This window comes from Bacillus sp. FSL K6-2865, from assembly GCF_040311405.1.
Classification (GTDB): Bacteria; Bacillota; Bacilli; order Bacillales; family Bacillaceae; genus Bacillus; species Bacillus velezensis.
Map to the genome: position 1 here is coordinate 115,398 of NZ_CP152036.1, position 20,837 is coordinate 136,234.

Below are 20,837 nucleotides of genomic sequence, written 5' to 3' on the forward strand. Positions count from 1 at the left end.
GATGCTTCAATTTGAACAAATCAAAGATTCAAAGCAGTTAAACGGTCTTGCGCTCGCTTATATGGGTGATGCCATTTTTGAAATATACGTCCGGCATCACCTGCTTAAGCAGGGCTTTACGAAACCGAATGACCTTCATAAGAAGGCGAGCCGGATTGTATCGGCAAAATCACAGGCAGACATATTGTTCCGCCTTCAGGACGAATCCTTTTTCACGGAGGAAGAGGAAGCCGTGCTGAGAAGAGGCAGAAACGCGAAATCAGGGACGACGCCTAAAAACACAGATGTACAGACGTACCGCCATAGTACAGCTTTTGAGGCTTTACTCGGATACCTTTTTCTTGAGAAAAGAGAAGAAAGACTGAATCAGCTGATTGCTGAGGCTATACAAGTCGGGACGTCAGGGAGGAAAACAAATGAGTCAGCAACATGATTACGTCATAGGAAAAAACGCTGTGATTGAGACGTTAAAGTCAGATCGCAAGCTGTATAAGTTATGGATGGCGGAAAACACAGTAAAAGGACAGGCGCAGCAAGTTATGGAGCTTGCTAAAAAGCGCGGCGTCACCATTCAATTTGTACCGAGGAAAAAACTCGATCAGATGGTGGAGGGGCAGCATCAGGGTGTTGTCGCCCAGGTGGCGGCATATGAATATGCACAATTAGACGAATTATATAAAAGAGCGGAAGAGAGAAACGAACAGCCTTTCTTTCTCATATTGGACGAGCTGGAAGACCCTCATAATCTCGGTTCCATCATGAGAACGGCTGACGCTGTCGGTGCACACGGCATCGTGATTCCGAAACGCAGAGCGGTCGGACTGACTTCGACGGTCGCAAAAGCTTCGACCGGTGCGATTGAACACATTCCCGTCGTGAAGGTGACCAACCTTGCCCGGACACTTGATGAAATGAAGGAGCGGGGGATTTGGGTCGTCGGAACGGATGCATCCGCCCGGGAAGACTACCGCTCTATGGACGGCAAGATGCCTTTGGCGCTCGTTATCGGAAGCGAAGGCAGAGGAATGGGCCGGCTTGTGAAAGAGAAATGTGATTTTCTCATTAAGCTTCCGATGGCCGGAAAAGTCACGTCTCTGAATGCGTCGGTAGCGGCCGGCCTTCTCATGTATGAAGTCTACCGGAAGCGCAATCCTTTAGGGGAATGAAGACAGATGGACATCCTGTTAGTAGACGGATACAACATGATTGGAGCTTGGCCGCAGCTAAAGGATTTAAAAGCGAACAGTTTTGAAGAAGCGAGAGATGTACTGATCCAGAAGATGGCGGAATATCAGTCCTACACGGGAATCAGAGTCATTGTGGTGTTTGACGCACACCTGGTAAAAGGCATAGAGAAAAAACAAACGAATCACAGAGTCGAAGTGATTTTCACACGGGAGAATGAAACGGCGGATGAGCGGATCGAGAAGCTTGCCCAGGCACTGAATAATATTGCGACACAGATTCATGTCGCAACCTCCGATTATACGGAGCAGTGGGCGATTTTCGGACAAGGGGCTCTCCGTAAATCCGCCCGGGAGCTCCTGAGGGAAGTGGATACGATAGAACGCCGGATTCAAAGGCGGGTTTCAAAGATCACTTCTGAAAAACCACCGGGTAAAATAGAGCTGTCCGAAGAGGTTTTGAAAACGTTTGAAAAGTGGCGCCGAGGCGGTCTGGATTAGGTTGACGCTTTTTCGCCCATTAATGTATAATATTTCTATCTACGTGCGCCGGGGGGATCGCAGTGAATCTACAGAACAGCAAGGGAAAGTTCAACAAAGTGCAATTTTGCCAGTTGGAGGACGAGCAGGTCATTGAAAAGGTTCATGTTGGGGATAGTGATGCGTTAGATTACTTGATTACGAAGTACCGTAATTTTGTACGGGCGAAAGCAAGGTCTTATTTTTTAATAGGGGCCGACAGAGAAGATATTGTACAGGAAGGGATGATAGGCTTATATAAGTCTATCCGAGACTTTAGAGAGGACAAGCTTACTTCATTTAAAGCTTTTGCAGAATTATGCATTACCCGCCAGATTATTACCGCAATAAAGACAGCTACCCGTCAGAAACACATTCCTTTAAATTCCTATGTTTCTTTAGACAAACCTATTTTTGATGAAGAATCTGACAGAACACTGCTTGATGTCATTTCAGGCGCTAAAACGTTAAATCCTGAAGAGATGATTATTAATCAGGAAGAATTTGATGATATCGAAATGAAAATGGGAGAACTGCTGAGCGATCTGGAGAGAAAGGTGCTTGTTTTGTACTTGGACGGAAGAAGTTACCAAGAGATTTCAGATGACTTAAACCGACACGTAAAATCAATCGATAATGCCCTGCAGCGCGTGAAGCGCAAGCTTGAAAAATATTTAGAAATAAGAGAGATCAGCCTGTAGCAGGTTTCTGTGTCATATTGACAGAATTTTTCTGACTGTGCTATTTTATTAAGATAAATGAATGTTTAGGAAAAGGTGTAACGACATGAGAAAAAAGATTACGCTGGCATGCAAAACTTGCGGAAATCGTAATTATACGACAATGAAAAGCTCTGCATCAGCGGCTGAGCGGTTAGAAGTTAAGAAGTACTGCAGCACTTGCAATTCACATACAGCTCATTTAGAAACAAAATAGTGTTCGCTTTTTAAATTGTGGAGGTCTTTTACATGCGCATGATGAGTTTCTTTAAAGATGTTGGGAAAGAAATGAAAAAGGTTAGCTGGCCTAAAGGCAAAGAGTTAACGCGCTATACGATCACGGTGATTTCAACGGTTATCTTTTTTGTTATCTTTTTTGCCCTCCTTGATACAGGAATTTCTCAATTAATTCGTTTAATAGTTGAATAATGATCAGCAATACGTGCTATAATAGATCATAATATCGTTTGCCAAAACCCGTTCAGCGGGTTTTTTATTGTGTTGTTGAAAAAAGGATTCATAGGCCCTGAGCCTATTTTTTGTTTTACACTTCATTTTTAAATGCGGGGAGGGAAGGACTGCAGAGTCCTGATAGAATGGAAAAGAATTGGTATGTTGTTCATACGTATTCCGGTTATGAAAACAAAGTAAAAGCGAACCTTGAAAAACGTGTGGAATCAATGGGAATGCAGGATAAAATTTTCCGCGTTGTCGTCCCTGAAGAAGAAGAGACTGATATTAAGAACGGCAAGAAAAAAGTAGTCAAAAAGAAAGTGTTCCCGGGTTATGTGCTTGTTGAAATCGTCATGACTGATGATTCCTGGTATGTGGTCCGCAACACGCCGGGCGTTACCGGATTCGTCGGATCAGCCGGTTCAGGCTCAAAGCCTACTCCGCTTCTTCCTGGCGAAGCGGAAACCATCTTAAAACGCATGGGCATGGATGAGCGGAAAACCGACATTGATTTTGAATTGAATGAGACAGTCAAAGTCATAGACGGACCTTTCGCCAACTTTACAGGATCAATTGAAGAGATTGATTATGATAAGAGCAAAGTGAAAGTATTCGTTAACATGTTCGGCCGTGAAACGCCGGTTGAACTGGAATTTACCCAGATCGACAAATTGTAATGTGAAAAAACTTGAAATTGCTATATATTAATGATAATATAGCAAAGGTACGTCTTGGACTAATCCAAGGCAGCTAGCTTGATATTTCGTCATTCATATAAAGAATGAAACCTTGAGTGGGAGGGTTTACCCTATTACCACATCACGGACTTAAGGAGGTGTGTCTCGTGGCTAAAAAAGTAGTAAAAGTTGTAAAATTGCAAATTCCTGCTGGAAAAGCTAACCCAGCGCCGCCAGTTGGACCTGCACTAGGTCAAGCCGGTGTAAATATCATGGGATTCTGTAAGGAGTTTAACGCTCGTACAGCTGACCAAGCTGGTTTAATCATTCCTGTTGAAATTTCGGTTTACGAAGACCGTTCATTTACATTTATTACAAAAACTCCGCCTGCTGCAGTATTGCTTAAAAAAGCAGCTGGAATTGAGTCTGGTTCTGGTGAACCAAACCGTAATAAAGTGGCAACCGTTAAGCGCGATAAGGTTCGCGAAATCGCTGAAACGAAAATGCCTGACTTAAACGCAGCAGACGTTGAAGCGGCAATGCGCATGGTTGAAGGTACTGCCCGCAGTATGGGTATCGTTATCGAGGATTAATTTGTTTCTTGTCGGGTTGCGAGTTTTCACAAGTTCGCAACCCTTATTCGTGGGAGGTTATTCCGCTATAACCACATAAGGAGGAAATTTTAAAATGGCTAAAAAAGGTAAAAAGTACGTTGAAGCTGCGAAGCTTGTAGACCGTGCGAAAGCTTACGACGTCGCTGAAGCAGTGGCGCTTACTAAAAAAACAAACACAGCTAAATTCGACGCTACAGTTGAAGTTGCTTTTCGTTTAGGGGTTGACCCTCGTAAAAACGATCAGCAAATCCGCGGTGCAGTTGTACTTCCTAACGGAACTGGTAAAACTCAGCGCGTGCTAGTATTCGCTAAAGGCGAAAAAGCAAAAGAAGCTGAAGCTGCCGGTGCAGACTACGTTGGCGATTCTGATTACATCGCGAAAATCCAGCAAGGCTGGTTCGAATTCGATGTAATCGTTGCGACTCCTGACATGATGGGTGAAGTCGGTAAAATCGGCCGTGTGCTTGGACCAAAAGGTCTTATGCCAAACCCTAAAACAGGAACTGTTACATTCGAAGTAGAAAAAGCAATCGGCGAAATCAAAGCTGGTAAAGTAGAATACCGCGTTGACAAAGCTGGTAACATCCATGTTCCGATCGGAAAAGTTTCTTTCGAGGATGAAAAACTTGTTGAGAACTTCACAACAATGTATGATACAATCCTGAAAGCAAAACCGGCTGCGGCTAAAGGTGTTTACGTGAAAAACGTTGCCGTTACTTCTACTATGGGCCCTGGTGTCAAAGTAGACGCTTCTACTTTCAACGTAAAATAATATTTGACTTTAGATCAGCATTCTGATATGATTCAAAATGTTGTAAAATATAATATGTCATTTATACCGTAGACAGCAGGGGCCGCTGAGGCTTAATATCCTGCCGAGGTGTATATATATCACAGCTATTACGTTACGTATGCTTGTATATACAGCCTCCATGTCCACATGGAGGCTTTTTATATGAAATCGTCGTCACAGTCGTGATCACCTAGCGGTATAAGTGTTACACAAAATCTACAGGAGGTGTAACCATGAGCAGCGCAATTGATACAAAAAAAGTTGTTGTTGAAGAGATTGCTTCTAAACTGAAAGAAAGCAAATCAACGATCATCGTTGACTACCGCGGACTTAACGTTTCTGAAGTAACTGAACTCCGTAAACAGCTTCGCGAAGCTAACGTAGAGTTCAAAGTGTACAAAAACACAATGACTCGCCGTGCGGTTGAACAAGCTGAACTTGATGGTTTGAATGATGTCTTAACTGGACCGAATGCGATCGCATTCAGTACTGAAGATGTTATCGCTCCGGCAAAAGTTCTTAACGAGTTCGCGAAAAATCACGAAGCTCTGGAAATCAAAGCGGGCGTTATCGAAGGAAAAGTATCTTCTGTTGAAGAAGTGAAAGCTCTTGCTGAACTTCCTTCACGCGATGGCTTACTTTCTATGTTGCTTAGCGTACTTCAAGCTCCAGTTCGCAACCTTGCACTTGCAGCTAAAGCAGTTGCAGACCAAAAGGAAGAACAAGGCGCTTAATCTGATTTTACCCTAAAATAAAACAAATGGAGGAATTTCAAATGGCTTTAAATATCGAAGAAATCATTGCTTCCGTTAAAGAAGCAACTGTACTTGAATTGAACGACCTAGTAAAAGCAATCGAAGAAGAATTTGGCGTAACTGCTGCTGCTCCTGTAGCTGTAGCTGGCGGAGCTGCTGCTGGCGGCGCTGCTGAAGAGCAAAGCGAATTCGACCTTATCCTTGCTGGTGCAGGTTCTCAGAAAATCAAAGTTATCAAAGTTGTTCGTGAAATCACTGGTCTTGGCTTGAAAGAAGCTAAAGAACTTGTTGACAACACTCCAAAACCACTTAAAGAAGGTATTGCGAAAGAAGAAGCTGAAGAGCTTAAAGCTAAACTTGAAGAAGTTGGCGCTTCTGTAGAAGTTAAGTAATCTTCACTTGCCTGTAGGGGAAGCTCGCTTTTATGAGGCGGGCTTTTTCTTTGCTTTTCTTTAAGTGCCATTATAAAAGGAGGTTCTAATAATGAGTGATCACTATTATTCAGAAAAACCTTCAGTTAAAAGCGATAAACAGACATGGTCATTTACACTGCGGAACAGATCTTATACATTCACAAGTGACAGCGGCGTTTTCTCGAAAAAGGAAGTTGATTTCGGTTCGCGTGTCTTAATTGAAGCGTTTGAAGAGCCGGAGATCGATGGCGACTTCCTGGATGCAGGCTGCGGTTACGGCCCGATTGGTCTGTCACTCGCCGGTGAATTTACAGACCGGACCGTGCACATGATTGACGTGAATGAAAGAGCCGTAGAGCTGTCAAATGAAAATGCAGAAAAAAACGGAATAAAAAACGTTCGAATTTATCAGAGTGATTTATTTTCAAATATTGATTCTGCTCAAACATTTGCTTCTATTATTACAAACCCCCCAATCCGCGCCGGAAAAAAAGTTGTCCATGCCATTTTTGAAAAAAGCGCTGAGCATTTAAGGGCTTCAGGTGAATTGTGGATCGTTATACAGAAAAAACAGGGCGGGCCTTCTGCCATTGAAAAACTGAAGGAGCTTTTTGACGAAGTTTCTGTGGTTCAAAAAAAGAAAGGCTATTATATCATAAAAGCAAAAAAAGTTTGACTTGAATTTTCAGCTATGTTAATATTGTAAAATGCCAATGTATATATTTTGCATGATATGCTGAAATAATCATAGTGCATGTATAAATTATACAAACATGGAAATGCTAATAAAATCGGTATTTGTTTTTGGATGTGGTTTTCTTAATTAGAAACCCTTTTTTCTTTTGTCTTGTAAAAGTATTTCTTTATCGTAAGAGATGCTTATTACACATATAATACGCATGATTTGAGGGGTGAATCAGTTGACAGGTCAACTAGTTCAGTATGGACGACACCGCCAGCGCAGAAGCTATGCTCGCATTAGCGAAGTGTTAGAATTACCAAATCTCATTGAAATTCAAACCTCTTCTTATCAGTGGTTTCTTGATGAGGGTCTTAGAGAGATGTTTCAAGACATATCACCAATTGAGGATTTCACTGGTAACCTCTCTCTAGAGTTCATTGACTACAGTTTAGGAGATCCTAAGTATCCCGTTGAAGAGTCAAAAGAACGTGATGTGACTTACTCAGCTCCGCTGAGAGTGAAGGTTCGTTTAATTAACAAAGAAACTGGAGAGGTAAAAGACCAGGATGTCTTCATGGGTGATTTCCCTATTATGACAGATACCGGTACTTTTATCATCAACGGTGCAGAACGTGTTATCGTATCTCAGCTTGTTCGGTCTCCAAGTGTATATTTCAGTGGTAAAGTAGACAAAAACGGTAAAAAAGGTTTTACCGCGACTGTCATTCCAAACCGTGGCGCATGGTTAGAATACGAAACTGATGCGAAAGATGTTGTGTATGTCCGCATTGATCGCACACGTAAGTTGCCGGTTACGGTTCTTTTGCGTGCTCTCGGCTTCGGTTCCGACCAAGAGATTCTCGATCTCATTGGTGAGAACGAATATCTCCGCAATACACTGGATAAGGACAACACTGAAAACAGTGACAAAGCGCTTCTTGAAATCTATGAGCGCCTTCGTCCCGGAGAGCCGCCTACAGTAGAAAACGCAAAAAGCTTGCTGGATTCCCGTTTCTTCGATCCGAAGCGATACGACCTTGCGAATGTAGGACGCTATAAAATTAATAAAAAGCTTCATATCAAGAACCGCCTGTTTAACCAGCGCCTTGCAGAAACACTGGTGGATCCGGAAACCGGTGAAATTCTCGCTGAAAAAGGGCAGATTCTTGACAGAAGAACACTTGATAAAGTACTGCCATACTTAGAAAATGGAATCGGCTTCAGAAAGCTTTATCCTAACGGCGGCGTTGTCGAGGATGAAGTGATGCTTCAATCCATTAAAATCTATGCTCCTACCGATGCAGAAGGAGAGCAGACGATCAATGTGATCGGCAATGCTTACATCGAAGAGGCGATTAAAAACATTACGCCTGCTGATATTATTTCTTCTATCAGCTACTTCTTCAACCTCCTGCACGGAGTGGGCGACACTGATGATATCGACCATCTCGGAAACCGCCGTCTGCGTTCTGTAGGTGAGCTCCTGCAAAACCAATTCCGTATCGGTTTAAGCCGGATGGAACGTGTCGTACGTGAAAGAATGTCTATTCAAGACACGAATACAATTACGCCGCAGCAGCTGATTAACATCAGACCTGTTATTGCGTCTATTAAAGAGTTCTTCGGAAGCTCACAGCTTTCTCAATTCATGGATCAGACGAACCCGCTTGCTGAATTGACGCACAAACGCCGTCTGTCAGCTCTCGGACCGGGCGGTTTGACACGTGAGCGCGCAGGTATGGAAGTACGTGACGTTCACTACTCTCACTATGGCCGTATGTGTCCGATTGAAACGCCTGAGGGCCCGAACATCGGTTTGATCAACTCATTGTCATCATTTGCGAAAGTAAACCGCTTTGGTTTCATTGAGACGCCATACCGCCGCGTTGATCCTGAAACAGGAAAAGTAACGCCTAGAATCGACTACCTGACTGCTGATGAAGAGGATAACTATGTCGTAGCCCAAGCGAATGCTAAGCTGAGCGATGACGGTTCTTTCTTGGATGACAGCATCGTAGCGCGTTTCAGAGGGGAAAACACCGTTGTAGCCCGCAACCGCGTGGATTACATGGACGTATCTCCTAAACAGGTTGTATCTGCTGCGACAGCATGTATTCCGTTCTTGGAAAACGATGACTCGAACCGCGCCCTCATGGGAGCGAACATGCAGCGTCAGGCTGTGCCTTTGATGCAGCCGGAAGCTCCGATCGTCGGAACGGGTATGGAATACGTATCCGGTAAAGACTCCGGTGCAGCCGTTATTTGTAAACACCCTGGTATCGTTGAACGGGTGGAAGCGAAAAACGTATGGGTGCGCCGCTATGAAGAAATTGACGGCCAAAAAGTAAAAGGCAACCTGGATAAGTACAGCTTGCTGAAATTTGTCCGCTCCAACCAAGGTACGTGCTACAACCAGCGTCCGATCGTCAGTGTCGGCGATGAAGTAGTCAAAGGAGAAATCCTTGCTGACGGACCTTCAATGGAGCTTGGTGAACTTGCTCTCGGCCGCAACGTAATGGTCGGCTTCATGACATGGGATGGTTACAACTATGAGGATGCCATCATCATGAGTGAACGCCTTGTGAAAGATGATGTATACACATCTATTCACATTGAAGAATATGAATCAGAAGCACGTGATACAAAGCTTGGGCCGGAAGAGATCACCCGCGATATTCCAAACGTAGGGGAAGACGCGCTTCGCAATCTTGATGACCGCGGAATTATCCGTATCGGTGCGGAAGTCAACGACGGAGACCTTCTCGTAGGTAAAGTAACGCCTAAAGGTGTAACTGAGCTTACGGCTGAAGAACGCCTTCTGCATGCGATCTTTGGAGAAAAAGCGCGTGAAGTCCGTGATACTTCTCTCCGTGTGCCTCACGGCGGCGGCGGAATTATCCACGACGTAAAAGTCTTCAACCGTGAAGACGGCGACGAACTTCCTCCGGGAGTGAACCAGCTTGTACGCGTATATATCGTTCAGAAACGTAAGATTTCTGAAGGTGATAAAATGGCCGGACGTCACGGAAACAAAGGGGTTATCTCGAAGATTCTTCCTGAAGAAGATATGCCTTACCTTCCTGACGGCACGCCGATCGATATCATGCTTAACCCGCTGGGTGTACCATCACGTATGAATATCGGTCAGGTATTAGAACTTCACATGGGTATGGCTGCCCGCTACCTCGGCATTCACATCGCGTCACCTGTATTTGACGGCGCGCGTGAAGAAGATGTGTGGGAAACACTTGAAGAAGCAGGCATGTCAAGAGACGCTAAAACAGTTCTTTATGACGGCCGTACGGGAGAACCGTTTGACAACCGTGTATCTGTCGGAATCATGTACATGATCAAACTGGCACACATGGTTGATGATAAACTTCATGCCCGTTCTACAGGTCCTTACTCACTTGTTACGCAGCAGCCTCTCGGCGGTAAAGCCCAATTCGGCGGACAGCGTTTCGGTGAGATGGAGGTTTGGGCGCTTGAAGCTTACGGCGCAGCTTACACGCTTCAAGAAATCCTGACTGTGAAGTCCGATGACGTGGTCGGACGTGTGAAAACATATGAAGCCATCGTCAAAGGCGACAATGTTCCAGAGCCTGGTGTTCCGGAATCATTCAAAGTATTGATCAAAGAGCTTCAAAGCTTAGGTATGGACGTAAAAATCCTTTCAGGCGATGAAGAAGAAATAGAAATGAGAGATCTAGAAGACGAGGAAGATGCGAAACAAGCTGACGGCCTTGCATTATCAGGTGATGAAGCGCCGGAAGAAACAGCATCTCCAGACGTTGAACGTGACGCAGTAACGAAAGAGTAGTCTCTGATTGATAAAGGCAAGTGACATCGGTTAATCCGAAGATAAAAAGGGAGGTAGGCCCCTTGCTAGATGTGAACAATTTTGAGTATATGAACATCGGTCTTGCTTCACCGGATAAAATCCGTTCATGGTCTTTTGGTGAAGTGAAAAAGCCTGAAACGATAAACTATCGTACATTGAAACCTGAAAAGGACGGCCTGTTCTGCGAACGCATTTTCGGACCGACTAAGGACTGGGAATGTCATTGCGGCAAGTACAAGCGGGTTCGTTATAAAGGCGTAGTTTGTGACCGTTGCGGAGTTGAAGTAACGCGGGCTAAGGTCCGTCGTGAGAGAATGGGGCATATTGAACTGGCTGCCCCGGTTTCTCACATTTGGTATTTCAAAGGTATTCCGAGCCGTATGGGTCTTGTATTGGATATGTCACCGCGTGCGCTGGAAGAAGTTATTTACTTTGCTTCTTACGTCGTAACTGACCCGGCCAATACACCGCTCGAAAAGAAACAGCTTTTATCTGAAAAGGAATACCGTGCGTATCTGGATAAGTACGGAAACAAATTCCAAGCCTCTATGGGTGCGGAAGCCATTAATAAACTTCTGCAGGACATCGACCTTGTCAAAGAAGTTGATATGTTAAAAGAAGAGCTGAAGACTTCTCAAGGACAGCGCCGTACACGTGCGATCAAACGCCTTGAAGTGCTTGAAGCCTTCCGTAATTCAGGAAACAAGCCGTCTTGGATGATCCTCGACGTGCTTCCGGTTATTCCGCCTGAATTAAGACCGATGGTTCAGCTTGACGGCGGACGTTTCGCAACGTCTGACCTGAACGACCTTTACCGTCGTGTCATCAACCGTAATAACCGTTTAAAACGTCTGTTAGACCTCGGCGCGCCAAGCATCATCGTTCAGAACGAAAAACGTATGCTTCAGGAAGCAGTCGATGCTCTGATTGACAACGGACGCCGCGGCCGTCCGGTTACCGGACCGGGTAACCGTCCGCTTAAATCTCTTTCTCACATGCTGAAAGGGAAACAAGGGCGTTTCCGTCAGAACCTTCTCGGTAAACGTGTAGACTACTCAGGACGTTCCGTTATCGTCGTAGGTCCGCATCTGAAAATGTATCAGTGCGGTTTGCCGAAGGAAATGGCGCTTGAGCTCTTCAAGCCTTTCGTCATGAAAGAGCTTGTTGAAAAAGGCCTTGCTCACAATATCAAGAGCGCAAAACGCAAAATCGAACGCGTGCAGCCTGAAGTATGGGATGTACTTGAATCTGTCATTAAGGAGCATCCGGTCTTACTGAACCGTGCCCCTACTCTTCACAGATTAGGTATCCAGGCTTTCGAACCGACGCTTGTTGAAGGACGCGCCATCCGTCTTCACCCGTTAGTATGTACAGCTTATAACGCTGACTTTGACGGTGACCAAATGGCGGTTCACGTACCTTTATCAGCTGAGGCTCAAGCTGAGGCGCGCATTCTGATGCTTGCGGCCCAAAACATCTTGAACCCTAAAGATGGTAAACCGGTTGTTACGCCGTCTCAGGATATGGTATTAGGAAACTACTACCTGACGCTTGAGCGCGCCGGAGCAGTCGGCGAGGGTATGGTTTTCAAAAATACGGACGAAGCGCTTCTTGCTTATCAAAACGGTTATGTTCACCTTCATACGAGAGTTGCTGTTGCAGCGAACTCCCTTAAGAATGTGACATTTACTGAAGAACAGCGTTCAAAATTGTTAATTACAACTGTCGGTAAGCTCGTCTTCAATGAAATTCTTCCGGAATCATTCCCTTACATGAATGAACCAACGAAGAGCAACATTGAAGAGAAGACACCTGACCGTTTCTTCTTAGATAAAGGTGCTGACGTAAAAGCTGTGATTGCTGAGCAGCCGATCAACGCACCGTTTAAAAAAGGCATTCTCGGTAAAATCATCGCGGAAATCTTTAAACGATTCCATATCACGGAAACGTCTAAAATGCTTGACCGCATGAAAAACCTCGGTTTCAGATATTCAACGAAAGCCGGCATCACAGTAGGGGTTTCTGATATCGTCGTTCTCGATGACAAACAGGAAATCCTTGAAGAAGCACAAAGCAAAGTTGATAATGTCCTGAAACAGTTCAGACGCGGTTTAATCACCGAAGAAGAACGTTATGAAAGAGTCATTTCAATTTGGAGTTCAGCGAAAGATGTTATCCAAGGCAAACTGATGAAATCATTAGACGAAGTCAACCCAATCTACATGATGAGTGACTCAGGAGCCCGTGGTAACGCATCTAACTTTACACAGCTTGCGGGTATGCGCGGTCTGATGGCCAACCCGGCTGGACGAATCATTGAATTGCCGATTAAATCAAGTTTCCGTGAAGGTCTGACAGTATTGGAGTACTTTATCTCCACTCACGGTGCGCGTAAAGGTCTTGCCGATACCGCCCTGAAAACAGCTGACTCAGGTTACCTTACACGCCGTCTTGTTGATGTTGCGCAGGATGTTATCATTCGTGAAACTGATTGCGGAACAGACCGCGGTATTCTTGCAAAACCGCTCAAAGAAGGCACGGAAATCATCGAGCGTCTGGAAGAGCGTCTGATCGGACGTTTCGCCAGAAAACAGATCAAACATCCTGAAACGGGTGCTGTGCTCATTAACGAAAATGAATTGATCGATGAAGATAAAGCACTGGAAATCGTTGAAGCCGGAATCGAAGAAGTGTGGATCCGTTCTGCGTTCACATGTAACACTCCTCATGGTGTATGTAAACGATGCTACGGACGTAACCTTGCAACCGGAACTGATGTTGAAGTCGGCGAAGCAGTAGGTATTATCGCCGCTCAATCTATCGGTGAGCCTGGAACACAGTTAACAATGCGTACGTTCCACACAGGCGGGGTTGCCGGAGACGATATCACACAAGGTCTTCCGCGTATCCAAGAGCTTTTCGAAGCGCGTAATCCGAAAGGTCAAGCGACGATTTCTGAGATTGACGGTACAATTGCCGAAATCAATGAAGTCCGCGACAAACAGCAGGAGATTGTTGTTCAGGGCGCTGTTGAGACACGTTCATACACGGCACCTTACAACTCACGCCTGAAAGTGGCTGAGGGTGATCAGATTACCCGCGGTCAAGTGCTGACAGAAGGTTCTATCGATCCGAAAGAACTTCTTAAAGTCACTGACCTGACAACGGTTCAGGAATATCTTCTGCATGAGGTTCAGAAGGTTTACCGTATGCAGGGGGTTGAAATCGGCGATAAACACGTAGAAGTAATGGTTCGCCAGATGCTTCGCAAAGTCCGTGTGATCGATGCCGGAGATACTGATGTTCTCCCTGGCACATTGCTTGATATTCACCAATTCACAGAAGCGAACAAAAAAGTGCTGCTTGAAGGCAATCGACCTGCTACAGGCCGTCCTGTCCTTCTCGGTATCACAAAAGCTTCACTCGAGACGGATTCATTCTTGTCTGCCGCATCATTCCAAGAAACAACACGCGTTCTTACAGATGCTGCGATTAAAGGCAAGCGCGATGAACTTCTCGGCCTGAAAGAGAATGTTATCATCGGTAAGCTGGTTCCGGCCGGTACCGGTATGATGAATTACAGAAAAGTAAAACCTGTTTCAAACGTTCAGCCTTCGGAAGATATGGTTCCGGCTGACTAATAGAAACTGCTGCAGGAAAGGCTGTTTCGACAGCTTTTCCTCAGTATTACAATTATTCTGGCGGGGGACTGCACTAAAAAATGTCATACGTTGTTGACATCCGTCCCGCAGAGTGATAATATAACCAAGGTGCTCGAAATAAAACCTGTTACTTTGGAGGATATGTTTATGTCTTATGATAAAGTATCACAGGCCAAATCAATTATTATTGGTACGAAGCAAACAGTGAAAGCTCTAAAACGAGGTTCAGTGAAGGAAGTCGTCGTGGCAAAAGACGCGGATTCAGTTCTTACAGCTGGCGTTATCCAGCTTGCAAAGAACCAAAATACCGCTGTCTGTATGGTGGATTCCATGAAAAAGCTCGGCAAAGCCTGCGGAATTGAAGTGGGAGCAGCAGCTGTTGCCATTATGTTATAGCGTACTTTTTGTTTTTATATAAGATATCAATCTTGTGTAAAGACATTGTTTTTTGCCTAATGATGAACCACCTGGGTATGTGGGTTATAAAACGTAATGAAGGGAGGAACACAACATGCCTACAATTAATCAGCTAATTCGCAAGGGACGCGTGAGCAAAGTTGAAAACTCTAAGTCACCTGCACTAAACAAAGGATACAACAGCTTTAAAAAAGAGCACACTAACGTATCTTCTCCACAAAAACGCGGGGTATGTACTCGTGTGGGTACAATGACACCGAAAAAACCGAACTCAGCACTTCGTAAATATGCTCGTGTTCGTTTGACTAACGGAATCGAGGTTACTGCCTACATTCCTGGTATCGGTCACAACCTGCAAGAGCACAGCGTTGTACTGATCCGCGGCGGACGTGTAAAAGACTTACCGGGGGTACGCTACCACATCGTTCGTGGCGCACTTGATACTGCCGGAGTTGAAAACCGTGCGCAAGGCCGTTCTAAATACGGTACGAAACGTCCTAAAGCAAAGTAATCAAATAAATCATTAAAACTATGAAGGGAGGATATTCAGATGCCACGTAAAGGTCCTGTAGCAAAAAGAGATGTTTTACCTGATCCGCTTTACAACTCTAAGCTGGTATCCCGCCTGATCAACAAAATGATGATCGACGGTAAAAAAGGTAAATCTCAAACAATCCTATACAAGTCATTCGATATCATTAAAGAACGCACTGGCAATGATGCAATGGAGGTTTTCGAACAAGCATTGAAAAACATCATGCCTGTACTTGAAGTAAAAGCACGCCGTGTAGGTGGAGCTAACTACCAAGTGCCTGTAGAAGTTCGTCCTGAACGCCGTACAACTCTTGGTCTTCGCTGGTTGGTTAACTATGCGCGTCTTCGCGGAGAAAAAACAATGGAAGAGCGCCTGGCTAACGAAATTCTTGATGCAGCTAACAACACTGGTGCTGCCGTTAAGAAACGTGAAGACACTCACAAGATGGCAGAAGCGAACAAAGCATTTGCTCACTACCGCTGGTAGGATTCATATAATCAAAATAATAATTCCCTAATAAGGAAGGAGAAATTACCCAATGGCAAGAGAGTTCTCCTTAGAAAAAACTCGTAATATCGGGATCATGGCTCACATCGATGCCGGTAAAACGACTACTACAGAACGGATCTTGTTCTACACAGGCCGTATCCACAAAATTGGCGAAACTCACGAAGGTGCTTCGCAAATGGACTGGATGGAGCAGGAACAAGAACGCGGTATCACAATCACTTCTGCAGCAACGACTGCACAGTGGAAAGGTTACCGTGTAAACATCATCGATACACCGGGACACGTAGACTTCACAGTTGAAGTTGAACGTTCACTCCGTGTACTTGATGGTGCGGTTGCCGTACTTGATGCTCAATCAGGTGTTGAGCCTCAGACAGAAACAGTATGGCGCCAAGCAACAACTTACGGAGTGCCGCGCGTTGTATTTGTCAACAAAATGGACAAAATCGGCGCAGACTTCCTTTACTCTGTAGGCACTTTAAGAGACCGTCTTCAAGCTAACGCTCACGCAATTCAATTGCCGATCGGCGCTGAAGACAACTTCGAAGGTATCATCGACTTAGTAGAAAACGTTGCGTATTTCTACGAAGATGACCTTGGAACTCGTTCAGATGCGAAAGAAATCCCTGAAGAGTACAAAGAGCAAGCTGAAGAGCTTCGCAGCAGCCTGATTGAAGCTGTAGCTGAGCTTGATGAAGAGCTTATGGAAAAGTACCTTGAAGGTGAAGAAATCACTATCCCTGAACTGAAAGCTGCTATCCGTAAAGGTACACTGAATGTTGAATTCTACCCTGTACTTGTTGGATCTGCTTTCAAAAACAAAGGTGTTCAGCTTGTACTTGATGCTGTTCTTGACTACCTTCCTGCGCCAACTGATGTTGCTGCAATCAAAGGTGTACGTCCTGACACAGATGAAGAGATCGTTCGTCATTCTTCTGATGAAGAGCCATTCTCTGCACTTGCATTTAAAGTTATGACTGACCCTTATGTCGGTAAGCTGACATTCTTCCGCGTATATTCCGGTACACTTGATTCCGGTTCATATGTAAAGAACTCTACAAAAGGCAAGCGTGAGCGCGTAGGACGTATCCTTCAAATGCACGCTAACAGCCGTGAAGAGATCTCTACTGTTTACGCTGGAGACATCGCAGCTGCTGTAGGTCTAAAAGATACTTCTACTGGAGATACTCTATGTGATGAGAAGGATCTTGTAATCCTTGAATCAATGGAATTCCCAGAGCCTGTTATCGACGTAGCGATTGAGCCTAAATCAAAAGCTGACCAAGATAAAATGGGTATCGCTTTAGCGAAACTTGCTGAAGAAGATCCTACATTCCGTACACAAACAAACCCTGAAACGGGTCAAACAATCATCTCTGGTATGGGTGAGCTTCACCTTGATATCATTGTTGATCGTATGAAGCGTGAGTTCAAAGTTGAAGCTAACGTTGGTGCTCCTCAAGTTGCGTACCGTGAGACATTCCGTACCGGTGCAAAAGTTGAAGGTAAATTCGTACGTCAATCAGGCGGACGCGGTCAGTTCGGTCACGTTTGGATCGAATTTGAACCGAACGAAGAAGGCGCTGGCTTTGAATTCGAAAACGCAATCGTCGGTGGTGTTGTTCCTCGTGAATACATCCCAGCCGTACAAGCAGGTCTTGAAGACTCTCTTGAAAATGGTGTCCTAGCCGGATTCCCGCTAATCGACATCAAGGCGAAACTTTTTGATGGATCTTACCATGATGTTGACTCAAACGAAATGGCGTTTAAAGTCGCTGCTTCTATGGCATTGAAAAATGCAGTCAGCAAATGTAACCCAGTTCTTCTTGAACCAATCATGAAAGTTGAAGTTGTTATTCCTGAAGAATACATGGGAGACATCATGGGTGATGTTACTTCTCGTCGCGGACGCGTAGAAGGTATGGAAGCTCGCGGTAACGCTCAAGTTGTGCGTGCGATGGTACCTCTTGCTGAAATGTTCGGTTACGCTACTGCCCTTCGTTCTAACACGCAAGGACGCGGTACGTTCACAATGTTCATGGATCACTACGAAGAAGTGCCGAAGAGCATCGCTGAAGAAATTATCAAAAAAAATAAAGGCGAATAATTGATTTTGCCACTTAACTCAAGTATAACTACTATTGTAAGATGAGGAAGTGAGAGCTTGCTTTCACTTTCTATCACTCTATACATTACTAATTAAAAGCTCTTAAGGAGGATTTTAGAATGGCTAAAGAAAAATTCGACCGTTCCAAATCACATGCCAATATCGGTACAATTGGACACGTTGACCATGGTAAAACAACATTAACTGCTGCTATCTCAACAGTACTTCATAAGAAATCTGGTAAAGGTACAGCTATGGCGTACGATCAAATTGATGGTGCTCCAGAAGAACGTGAGCGCGGTATCACAATCTCTACTGCACACGTTGAGTACGAAACTGACACTCGTCACTATGCACACGTTGACTGCCCAGGACACGCTGACTATGTTAAAAACATGATCACTGGTGCTGCGCAAATGGACGGAGCTATCCTTGTAGTATCTGCTGCTGATGGCCCAATGCCACAAACTCGTGAGCACATCCTTCTTTCTAAAAACGTTGGTGTACCATACATCGTAGTATTCCTTAACAAATGTGACATGGTAGACGACGAAGAGCTTCTTGAGCTTGTTGAAATGGAAGTTCGCGATCTTCTTAGCGAATACGACTTCCCTGGTGATGATGTACCAGTTGTTAAAGGTTCTGCTCTTAAAGCTCTTGAAGGTGACGCTGAGTACGAAGAAAAAATTCTTGAACTTATGGCTGCAGTTGACGAGTACATCCCAACTCCAGAACGCGACACTGACAAACCATTCATGATGCCAGTTGAGGACGTATTCTCAATCACTGGTCGTGGTACAGTTGCTACTGGCCGTGTAGAACGCGGACAAGTTAAAGTCGGTGACGAAGTTGAAATCATCGGTCTTCAAGAAGAAAACAGCAAAACAACTGTTACAGGTGTTGAAATGTTCCGTAAGCTTCTTGACTACGCTGAAGCTGGAGACAACATCGGTGCACTTCTTCGCGGTGTAGCTCGTGAAGACATCCAACGTGGACAAGTACTTGCTAAACCAGGTACAATCACTCCACACAGCAAATTCAAAGCTGAAGTTTACGTTCTTTCTAAAGAAGAGGGTGGACGTCATACTCCATTCTTCTCTAACTACCGTCCTCAGTTCTACTTCCGTACAACTGACGTAACTGGTATCATCAATCTTCCAGAAGGCGTAGAAATGGTTATGCCTGGAGATAACACTGAAATGATCGTTGAACTTATCTCTACAATCGCTATCGAAGAAGGAACTCGTTTCTCTATTCGTGAAGGCGGACGTACAGTTGGTTCAGGCGTTGTTTCTACAATCACTGAGTAATCGACTCGTTCATTAATGCGGGGTCCCTTATGGGGCCTCGTTTTTTTGTTTCCTCGCTGATTCCATGTATAATAGAACGTATACAAATTTTAGGAGCAGAGCGATGAACGATAACTTCAAGAAAACCAATCGTATTTCAATGCTTCAGCAATTGCTGATTAATGGCAGTGAACAAACCATTATGATTAATGGTGATGACAGGAGTAATCCGCTGCTTTTGTTTTTGCACGGCGGTCCCGGCACGCCCCAAATCGGCTATGCGAGAAAATACCAGAATAAGCTGGAAAAGCATTTCACCGTTGTGAACTGGGATCAGAGAGGGGCGGGTCTCTCTTATTCAAAGGAAATTCCGGGTTCATCTATGACCTTGGATCAGCTGACAGCCGATACCATTCATTTGACCGAACGCTTATGCAAGCAATTCAGCAGGCAAAAAATATATATCGCCGGTTATTCGTGGGGTTCAGTTCTGGCGCTTCATGTTCTTCAAGAGAGACCTGATTTGTATTATGCGTATATCGGTATCAGTCAGGTGGTTAATATTCAAAAGGAAGAAACGGAAGCTTACCGGCTGATGATGGAATGGAGCAGGCGACGCAAACATTTCCTGCTGGAAAAGACGCTTAGCTTTATCGGAGCGCCTCCATGGGAGAAACAGCTGCAGCGAACGTTGTTTCTGCTTTGTATCGAGATGAGGGGAGGGGGCTTTACCCATCATCCGATCGGTGCTCTTAAAGCAGGGGGGCGAATGCTGTTTGGTGAACCGTACGGTGTGAGAGGGAGCTTCTTAGCCGCGCGGGGACAAATGTTCAGCCTGAAACACCTGTGGGAGGATCTCATTTTCTTTGATGCCGGGGAATCAGTTTCTTCTATTATAATACCGTGCTGTTTTATGTCAGGGAGATACGATTTGACGGTCCCGGGGACGACGTCTTATGAATATTATCAGAAGGTTGATGCGCCGTATAAAGAATGGCATTGGTTTGAGAACTCAGCCCATTCGCCTCACTTGGAGGAACCGGATCGCTTTGCCGAAGTTGTCAGCCGGTTCGCATCGTTCCATCTCTGAAAGAAAACAGGCATATCCTTGATTAATCATGGTATCACCTGTATAATAATCAAAGTGTGAAAACCACAAGGTTCTTTAAATAAACCTTGCAACATGCGTCTATTTTCTGTATAATAGTGTATGTTGGTCTTTGACTGCGATGAAGTGAGAGGTTGCTGACACACCCGGCCGCTTTGCCATGGCAAGGTGATCAGGTTTTTCTCACGGAGAACTGTCTAACGTGATGTAGGCGAAAAGGAGGGAAAATAATGGCAAAACAAAAAATTCGTATTCGTTTAAAAGCATATGATCATAGAATCCTTGATCAATCTGCAGAGAAGATTGTTGAAACGGCAAAACGTTCTGGTGCCAGCGTATCTGGTCCGATTCCGTTGCCAACTGAAAAATCAGTTTACACAATCCTTCGTGCGGTGCACAAATACAAAGATTCTCGTGAGCAATTTGAAATGCGTACACATAAACGTTTAATCGACATTGTGAACCCAACACCACAAACTGTTGATGCTCTCATGCGATTAGACTTACCATCTGGTGTCGATATCGAAATCAAACTTTAATTCTAAAATATAGAATGATC

The 20,837-nt window shown here is 44.7% G+C and carries 21 protein-coding genes and 1 other annotated feature; all 21 genes read left to right on the top strand.

What is annotated here, in order from left to right; genetic code table 11:
- Position 1: 1 nt before the first annotated feature.
- The 21 genes from NYE42_RS00625 (at position 2) to rpsJ (ending at position 20,817) form a co-directional block, all read left to right on the top strand.
- Positions 2-433: a Mini-ribonuclease 3 gene (locus tag NYE42_RS00625; protein WP_003156412.1), complete on the top strand. Its 432-nt coding sequence runs from the start codon at positions 2-4 to the stop codon at positions 431-433.
- Complete coding sequence (gene rlmB / locus NYE42_RS00630) at positions 417-1,166, top strand: 23S rRNA (guanosine(2251)-2'-O)-methyltransferase RlmB (protein ID WP_003156413.1); 750 nt, start codon at positions 417-419, stop codon at positions 1,164-1,166. Before NYE42_RS00625 ends, rlmB begins: the two co-directional genes overlap by 17 nt.
- A gap of 6 nt (positions 1,167-1,172) precedes the next feature.
- Entirely contained in the window at positions 1,173-1,685 is a 513-nt protein-coding gene (gene rae1, locus NYE42_RS00635) for a ribosome-dependent mRNA decay endonuclease Rae1/YacP (RefSeq protein ID WP_003156414.1), read from the top strand.
- A 62-nt stretch (positions 1,686-1,747) separates the two neighbouring features.
- Positions 1,748-2,404, top strand: a complete 657-nt coding sequence (sigH, locus tag NYE42_RS00640) for an RNA polymerase sporulation sigma factor SigH (protein ID WP_003156415.1) — start codon at positions 1,748-1,750, stop codon at positions 2,402-2,404.
- Positions 2,405-2,489: 85 nt separating this feature from the next.
- A complete protein-coding gene (rpmG, locus tag NYE42_RS00645) occupies positions 2,490-2,639 on the top strand; it encodes a 50S ribosomal protein L33 (RefSeq protein ID WP_003156421.1) in 150 nt (49 codons plus the stop codon).
- A gap of 32 nt (positions 2,640-2,671) precedes the next feature.
- Complete coding sequence (gene secE / locus NYE42_RS00650) at positions 2,672-2,851, top strand: preprotein translocase subunit SecE (RefSeq protein ID WP_003156422.1); 180 nt, start codon at positions 2,672-2,674, stop codon at positions 2,849-2,851.
- 167 nt (positions 2,852-3,018) lie between these two features.
- Positions 3,019-3,552, top strand: coding sequence for a transcription termination/antitermination protein NusG (nusG, locus tag NYE42_RS00655; protein WP_003156423.1), 534 nt, complete (start codon positions 3,019-3,021; stop codon positions 3,550-3,552).
- Positions 3,553-3,719: 167 nt separating this feature from the next.
- Positions 3,720-4,145 carry a 50S ribosomal protein L11 gene (gene rplK / locus NYE42_RS00660; protein ID WP_003156430.1) on the top strand — a complete coding sequence of 142 codons (426 nt, stop codon included), beginning with the start codon at positions 3,720-3,722 and terminating at the stop codon, positions 4,143-4,145.
- Between the two features lie 94 nt (positions 4,146-4,239).
- Positions 4,240-4,938: a 50S ribosomal protein L1 gene (rplA, locus tag NYE42_RS00665; protein WP_003156431.1), complete on the top strand. Its 699-nt coding sequence runs from the start codon at positions 4,240-4,242 to the stop codon at positions 4,936-4,938.
- A gap of 48 nt (positions 4,939-4,986) precedes the next feature.
- Positions 4,987-5,129, top strand: a sequence feature (ribosomal protein L10 leader region).
- A gap of 63 nt (positions 5,130-5,192) precedes the next feature.
- A complete protein-coding gene (rplJ, locus tag NYE42_RS00670) occupies positions 5,193-5,693 on the top strand; it encodes a 50S ribosomal protein L10 (RefSeq protein WP_007410396.1) in 501 nt (166 codons plus the stop codon).
- A 41-nt stretch (positions 5,694-5,734) separates the two neighbouring features.
- Positions 5,735-6,106 (top strand): 50S ribosomal protein L7/L12, encoded by a 372-nt coding sequence (gene rplL / locus NYE42_RS00675; RefSeq protein WP_003156436.1) that lies wholly within the window; start codon positions 5,735-5,737, stop codon positions 6,104-6,106.
- Between the two features lie 91 nt (positions 6,107-6,197).
- Entirely contained in the window at positions 6,198-6,803 is a 606-nt protein-coding gene (locus NYE42_RS00680) for a class I SAM-dependent methyltransferase (protein ID WP_007410397.1), read from the top strand.
- Between the two features lie 244 nt (positions 6,804-7,047).
- Complete coding sequence (gene rpoB / locus NYE42_RS00685) at positions 7,048-10,629, top strand: DNA-directed RNA polymerase subunit beta (protein ID WP_003156440.1); 3,582 nt, start codon at positions 7,048-7,050, stop codon at positions 10,627-10,629.
- Positions 10,630-10,691: 62 nt separating this feature from the next.
- On the top strand, positions 10,692-14,291 hold the full coding sequence (rpoC, locus tag NYE42_RS00690; protein WP_352426694.1) for a DNA-directed RNA polymerase subunit beta': 3,600 nt from the start codon (positions 10,692-10,694) through the stop codon (positions 14,289-14,291).
- A 168-nt stretch (positions 14,292-14,459) separates the two neighbouring features.
- On the top strand, positions 14,460-14,708 hold the full coding sequence (locus NYE42_RS00695; protein ID WP_003156443.1) for a 50S ribosomal protein L7ae-like protein: 249 nt from the start codon (positions 14,460-14,462) through the stop codon (positions 14,706-14,708).
- A gap of 115 nt (positions 14,709-14,823) precedes the next feature.
- A complete protein-coding gene (gene rpsL, locus NYE42_RS00700; RefSeq protein ID WP_003156445.1) occupies positions 14,824-15,240 on the top strand; it encodes a 30S ribosomal protein S12 in 417 nt (138 codons plus the stop codon).
- 39 nt (positions 15,241-15,279) lie between these two features.
- The gene (rpsG, locus tag NYE42_RS00705) at positions 15,280-15,750 is read left to right on the top strand and encodes a 30S ribosomal protein S7 (protein WP_003156447.1); all 471 of its coding nucleotides are present in this window, start codon (positions 15,280-15,282) and stop codon (positions 15,748-15,750) included.
- Positions 15,751-15,802: 52 nt separating this feature from the next.
- Complete coding sequence (gene fusA / locus NYE42_RS00710; protein WP_007410399.1) at positions 15,803-17,881, top strand: elongation factor G; 2,079 nt, start codon at positions 15,803-15,805, stop codon at positions 17,879-17,881.
- Positions 17,882-18,000: 119 nt separating this feature from the next.
- Positions 18,001-19,191 (top strand): elongation factor Tu, encoded by a 1,191-nt coding sequence (tuf, locus tag NYE42_RS00715; RefSeq protein ID WP_007410400.1) that lies wholly within the window; start codon positions 18,001-18,003, stop codon positions 19,189-19,191.
- Between the two features lie 103 nt (positions 19,192-19,294).
- The gene (locus NYE42_RS00720) at positions 19,295-20,260 is read left to right on the top strand and encodes an alpha/beta hydrolase (RefSeq protein ID WP_007410401.1); all 966 of its coding nucleotides are present in this window, start codon (positions 19,295-19,297) and stop codon (positions 20,258-20,260) included.
- A 248-nt stretch (positions 20,261-20,508) separates the two neighbouring features.
- Positions 20,509-20,817 carry a 30S ribosomal protein S10 gene (gene rpsJ, locus NYE42_RS00725; RefSeq protein ID WP_003156464.1) on the top strand — a complete coding sequence of 103 codons (309 nt, stop codon included), beginning with the start codon at positions 20,509-20,511 and terminating at the stop codon, positions 20,815-20,817.
- Positions 20,818-20,837: the final 20 nt, after the last annotated feature.

Bases quoted from the DNA above. Each gene is read 5' to 3' on its own strand.
- rplJ (WP_007410396.1), top strand. From the start codon at position 5,193: ATGAGCAGCGCAATTGATACAAAAAAAGTTGTTGTTGAAGAGATTGCT.
- NYE42_RS00625 (WP_003156412.1), top strand. From the start codon at position 2: ATGCTTCAATTTGAACAAATCAAAGATTCAAAGCAGTTAAACGGTCTT.
- NYE42_RS00695 (WP_003156443.1), top strand. From the start codon at position 14,460: ATGTCTTATGATAAAGTATCACAGGCCAAATCAATTATTATTGGTACG.
- rpmG (WP_003156421.1), top strand. From the start codon at position 2,490: ATGAGAAAAAAGATTACGCTGGCATGCAAAACTTGCGGAAATCGTAAT.
- rpsL (WP_003156445.1), top strand. From the start codon at position 14,824: ATGCCTACAATTAATCAGCTAATTCGCAAGGGACGCGTGAGCAAAGTT.
- rplA (WP_003156431.1), top strand. From the start codon at position 4,240: ATGGCTAAAAAAGGTAAAAAGTACGTTGAAGCTGCGAAGCTTGTAGAC.
- fusA (WP_007410399.1), top strand. From the start codon at position 15,803: ATGGCAAGAGAGTTCTCCTTAGAAAAAACTCGTAATATCGGGATCATG.
- rplL (WP_003156436.1), top strand. From the start codon at position 5,735: ATGGCTTTAAATATCGAAGAAATCATTGCTTCCGTTAAAGAAGCAACT.
- rlmB (WP_003156413.1), top strand. From the start codon at position 417: ATGAGTCAGCAACATGATTACGTCATAGGAAAAAACGCTGTGATTGAG.
- NYE42_RS00720 (WP_007410401.1), top strand. From the start codon at position 19,295: ATGAACGATAACTTCAAGAAAACCAATCGTATTTCAATGCTTCAGCAA.
- rae1 (WP_003156414.1), top strand. From the start codon at position 1,173: ATGGACATCCTGTTAGTAGACGGATACAACATGATTGGAGCTTGGCCG.
- nusG (WP_003156423.1), top strand. From the start codon at position 3,019: ATGGAAAAGAATTGGTATGTTGTTCATACGTATTCCGGTTATGAAAAC.
- tuf (WP_007410400.1), top strand. From the start codon at position 18,001: ATGGCTAAAGAAAAATTCGACCGTTCCAAATCACATGCCAATATCGGT.
- rpsG (WP_003156447.1), top strand. From the start codon at position 15,280: ATGCCACGTAAAGGTCCTGTAGCAAAAAGAGATGTTTTACCTGATCCG.
- rpsJ (WP_003156464.1), top strand. From the start codon at position 20,509: ATGGCAAAACAAAAAATTCGTATTCGTTTAAAAGCATATGATCATAGA.
- NYE42_RS00680 (WP_007410397.1), top strand. From the start codon at position 6,198: ATGAGTGATCACTATTATTCAGAAAAACCTTCAGTTAAAAGCGATAAA.
- secE (WP_003156422.1), top strand. From the start codon at position 2,672: ATGCGCATGATGAGTTTCTTTAAAGATGTTGGGAAAGAAATGAAAAAG.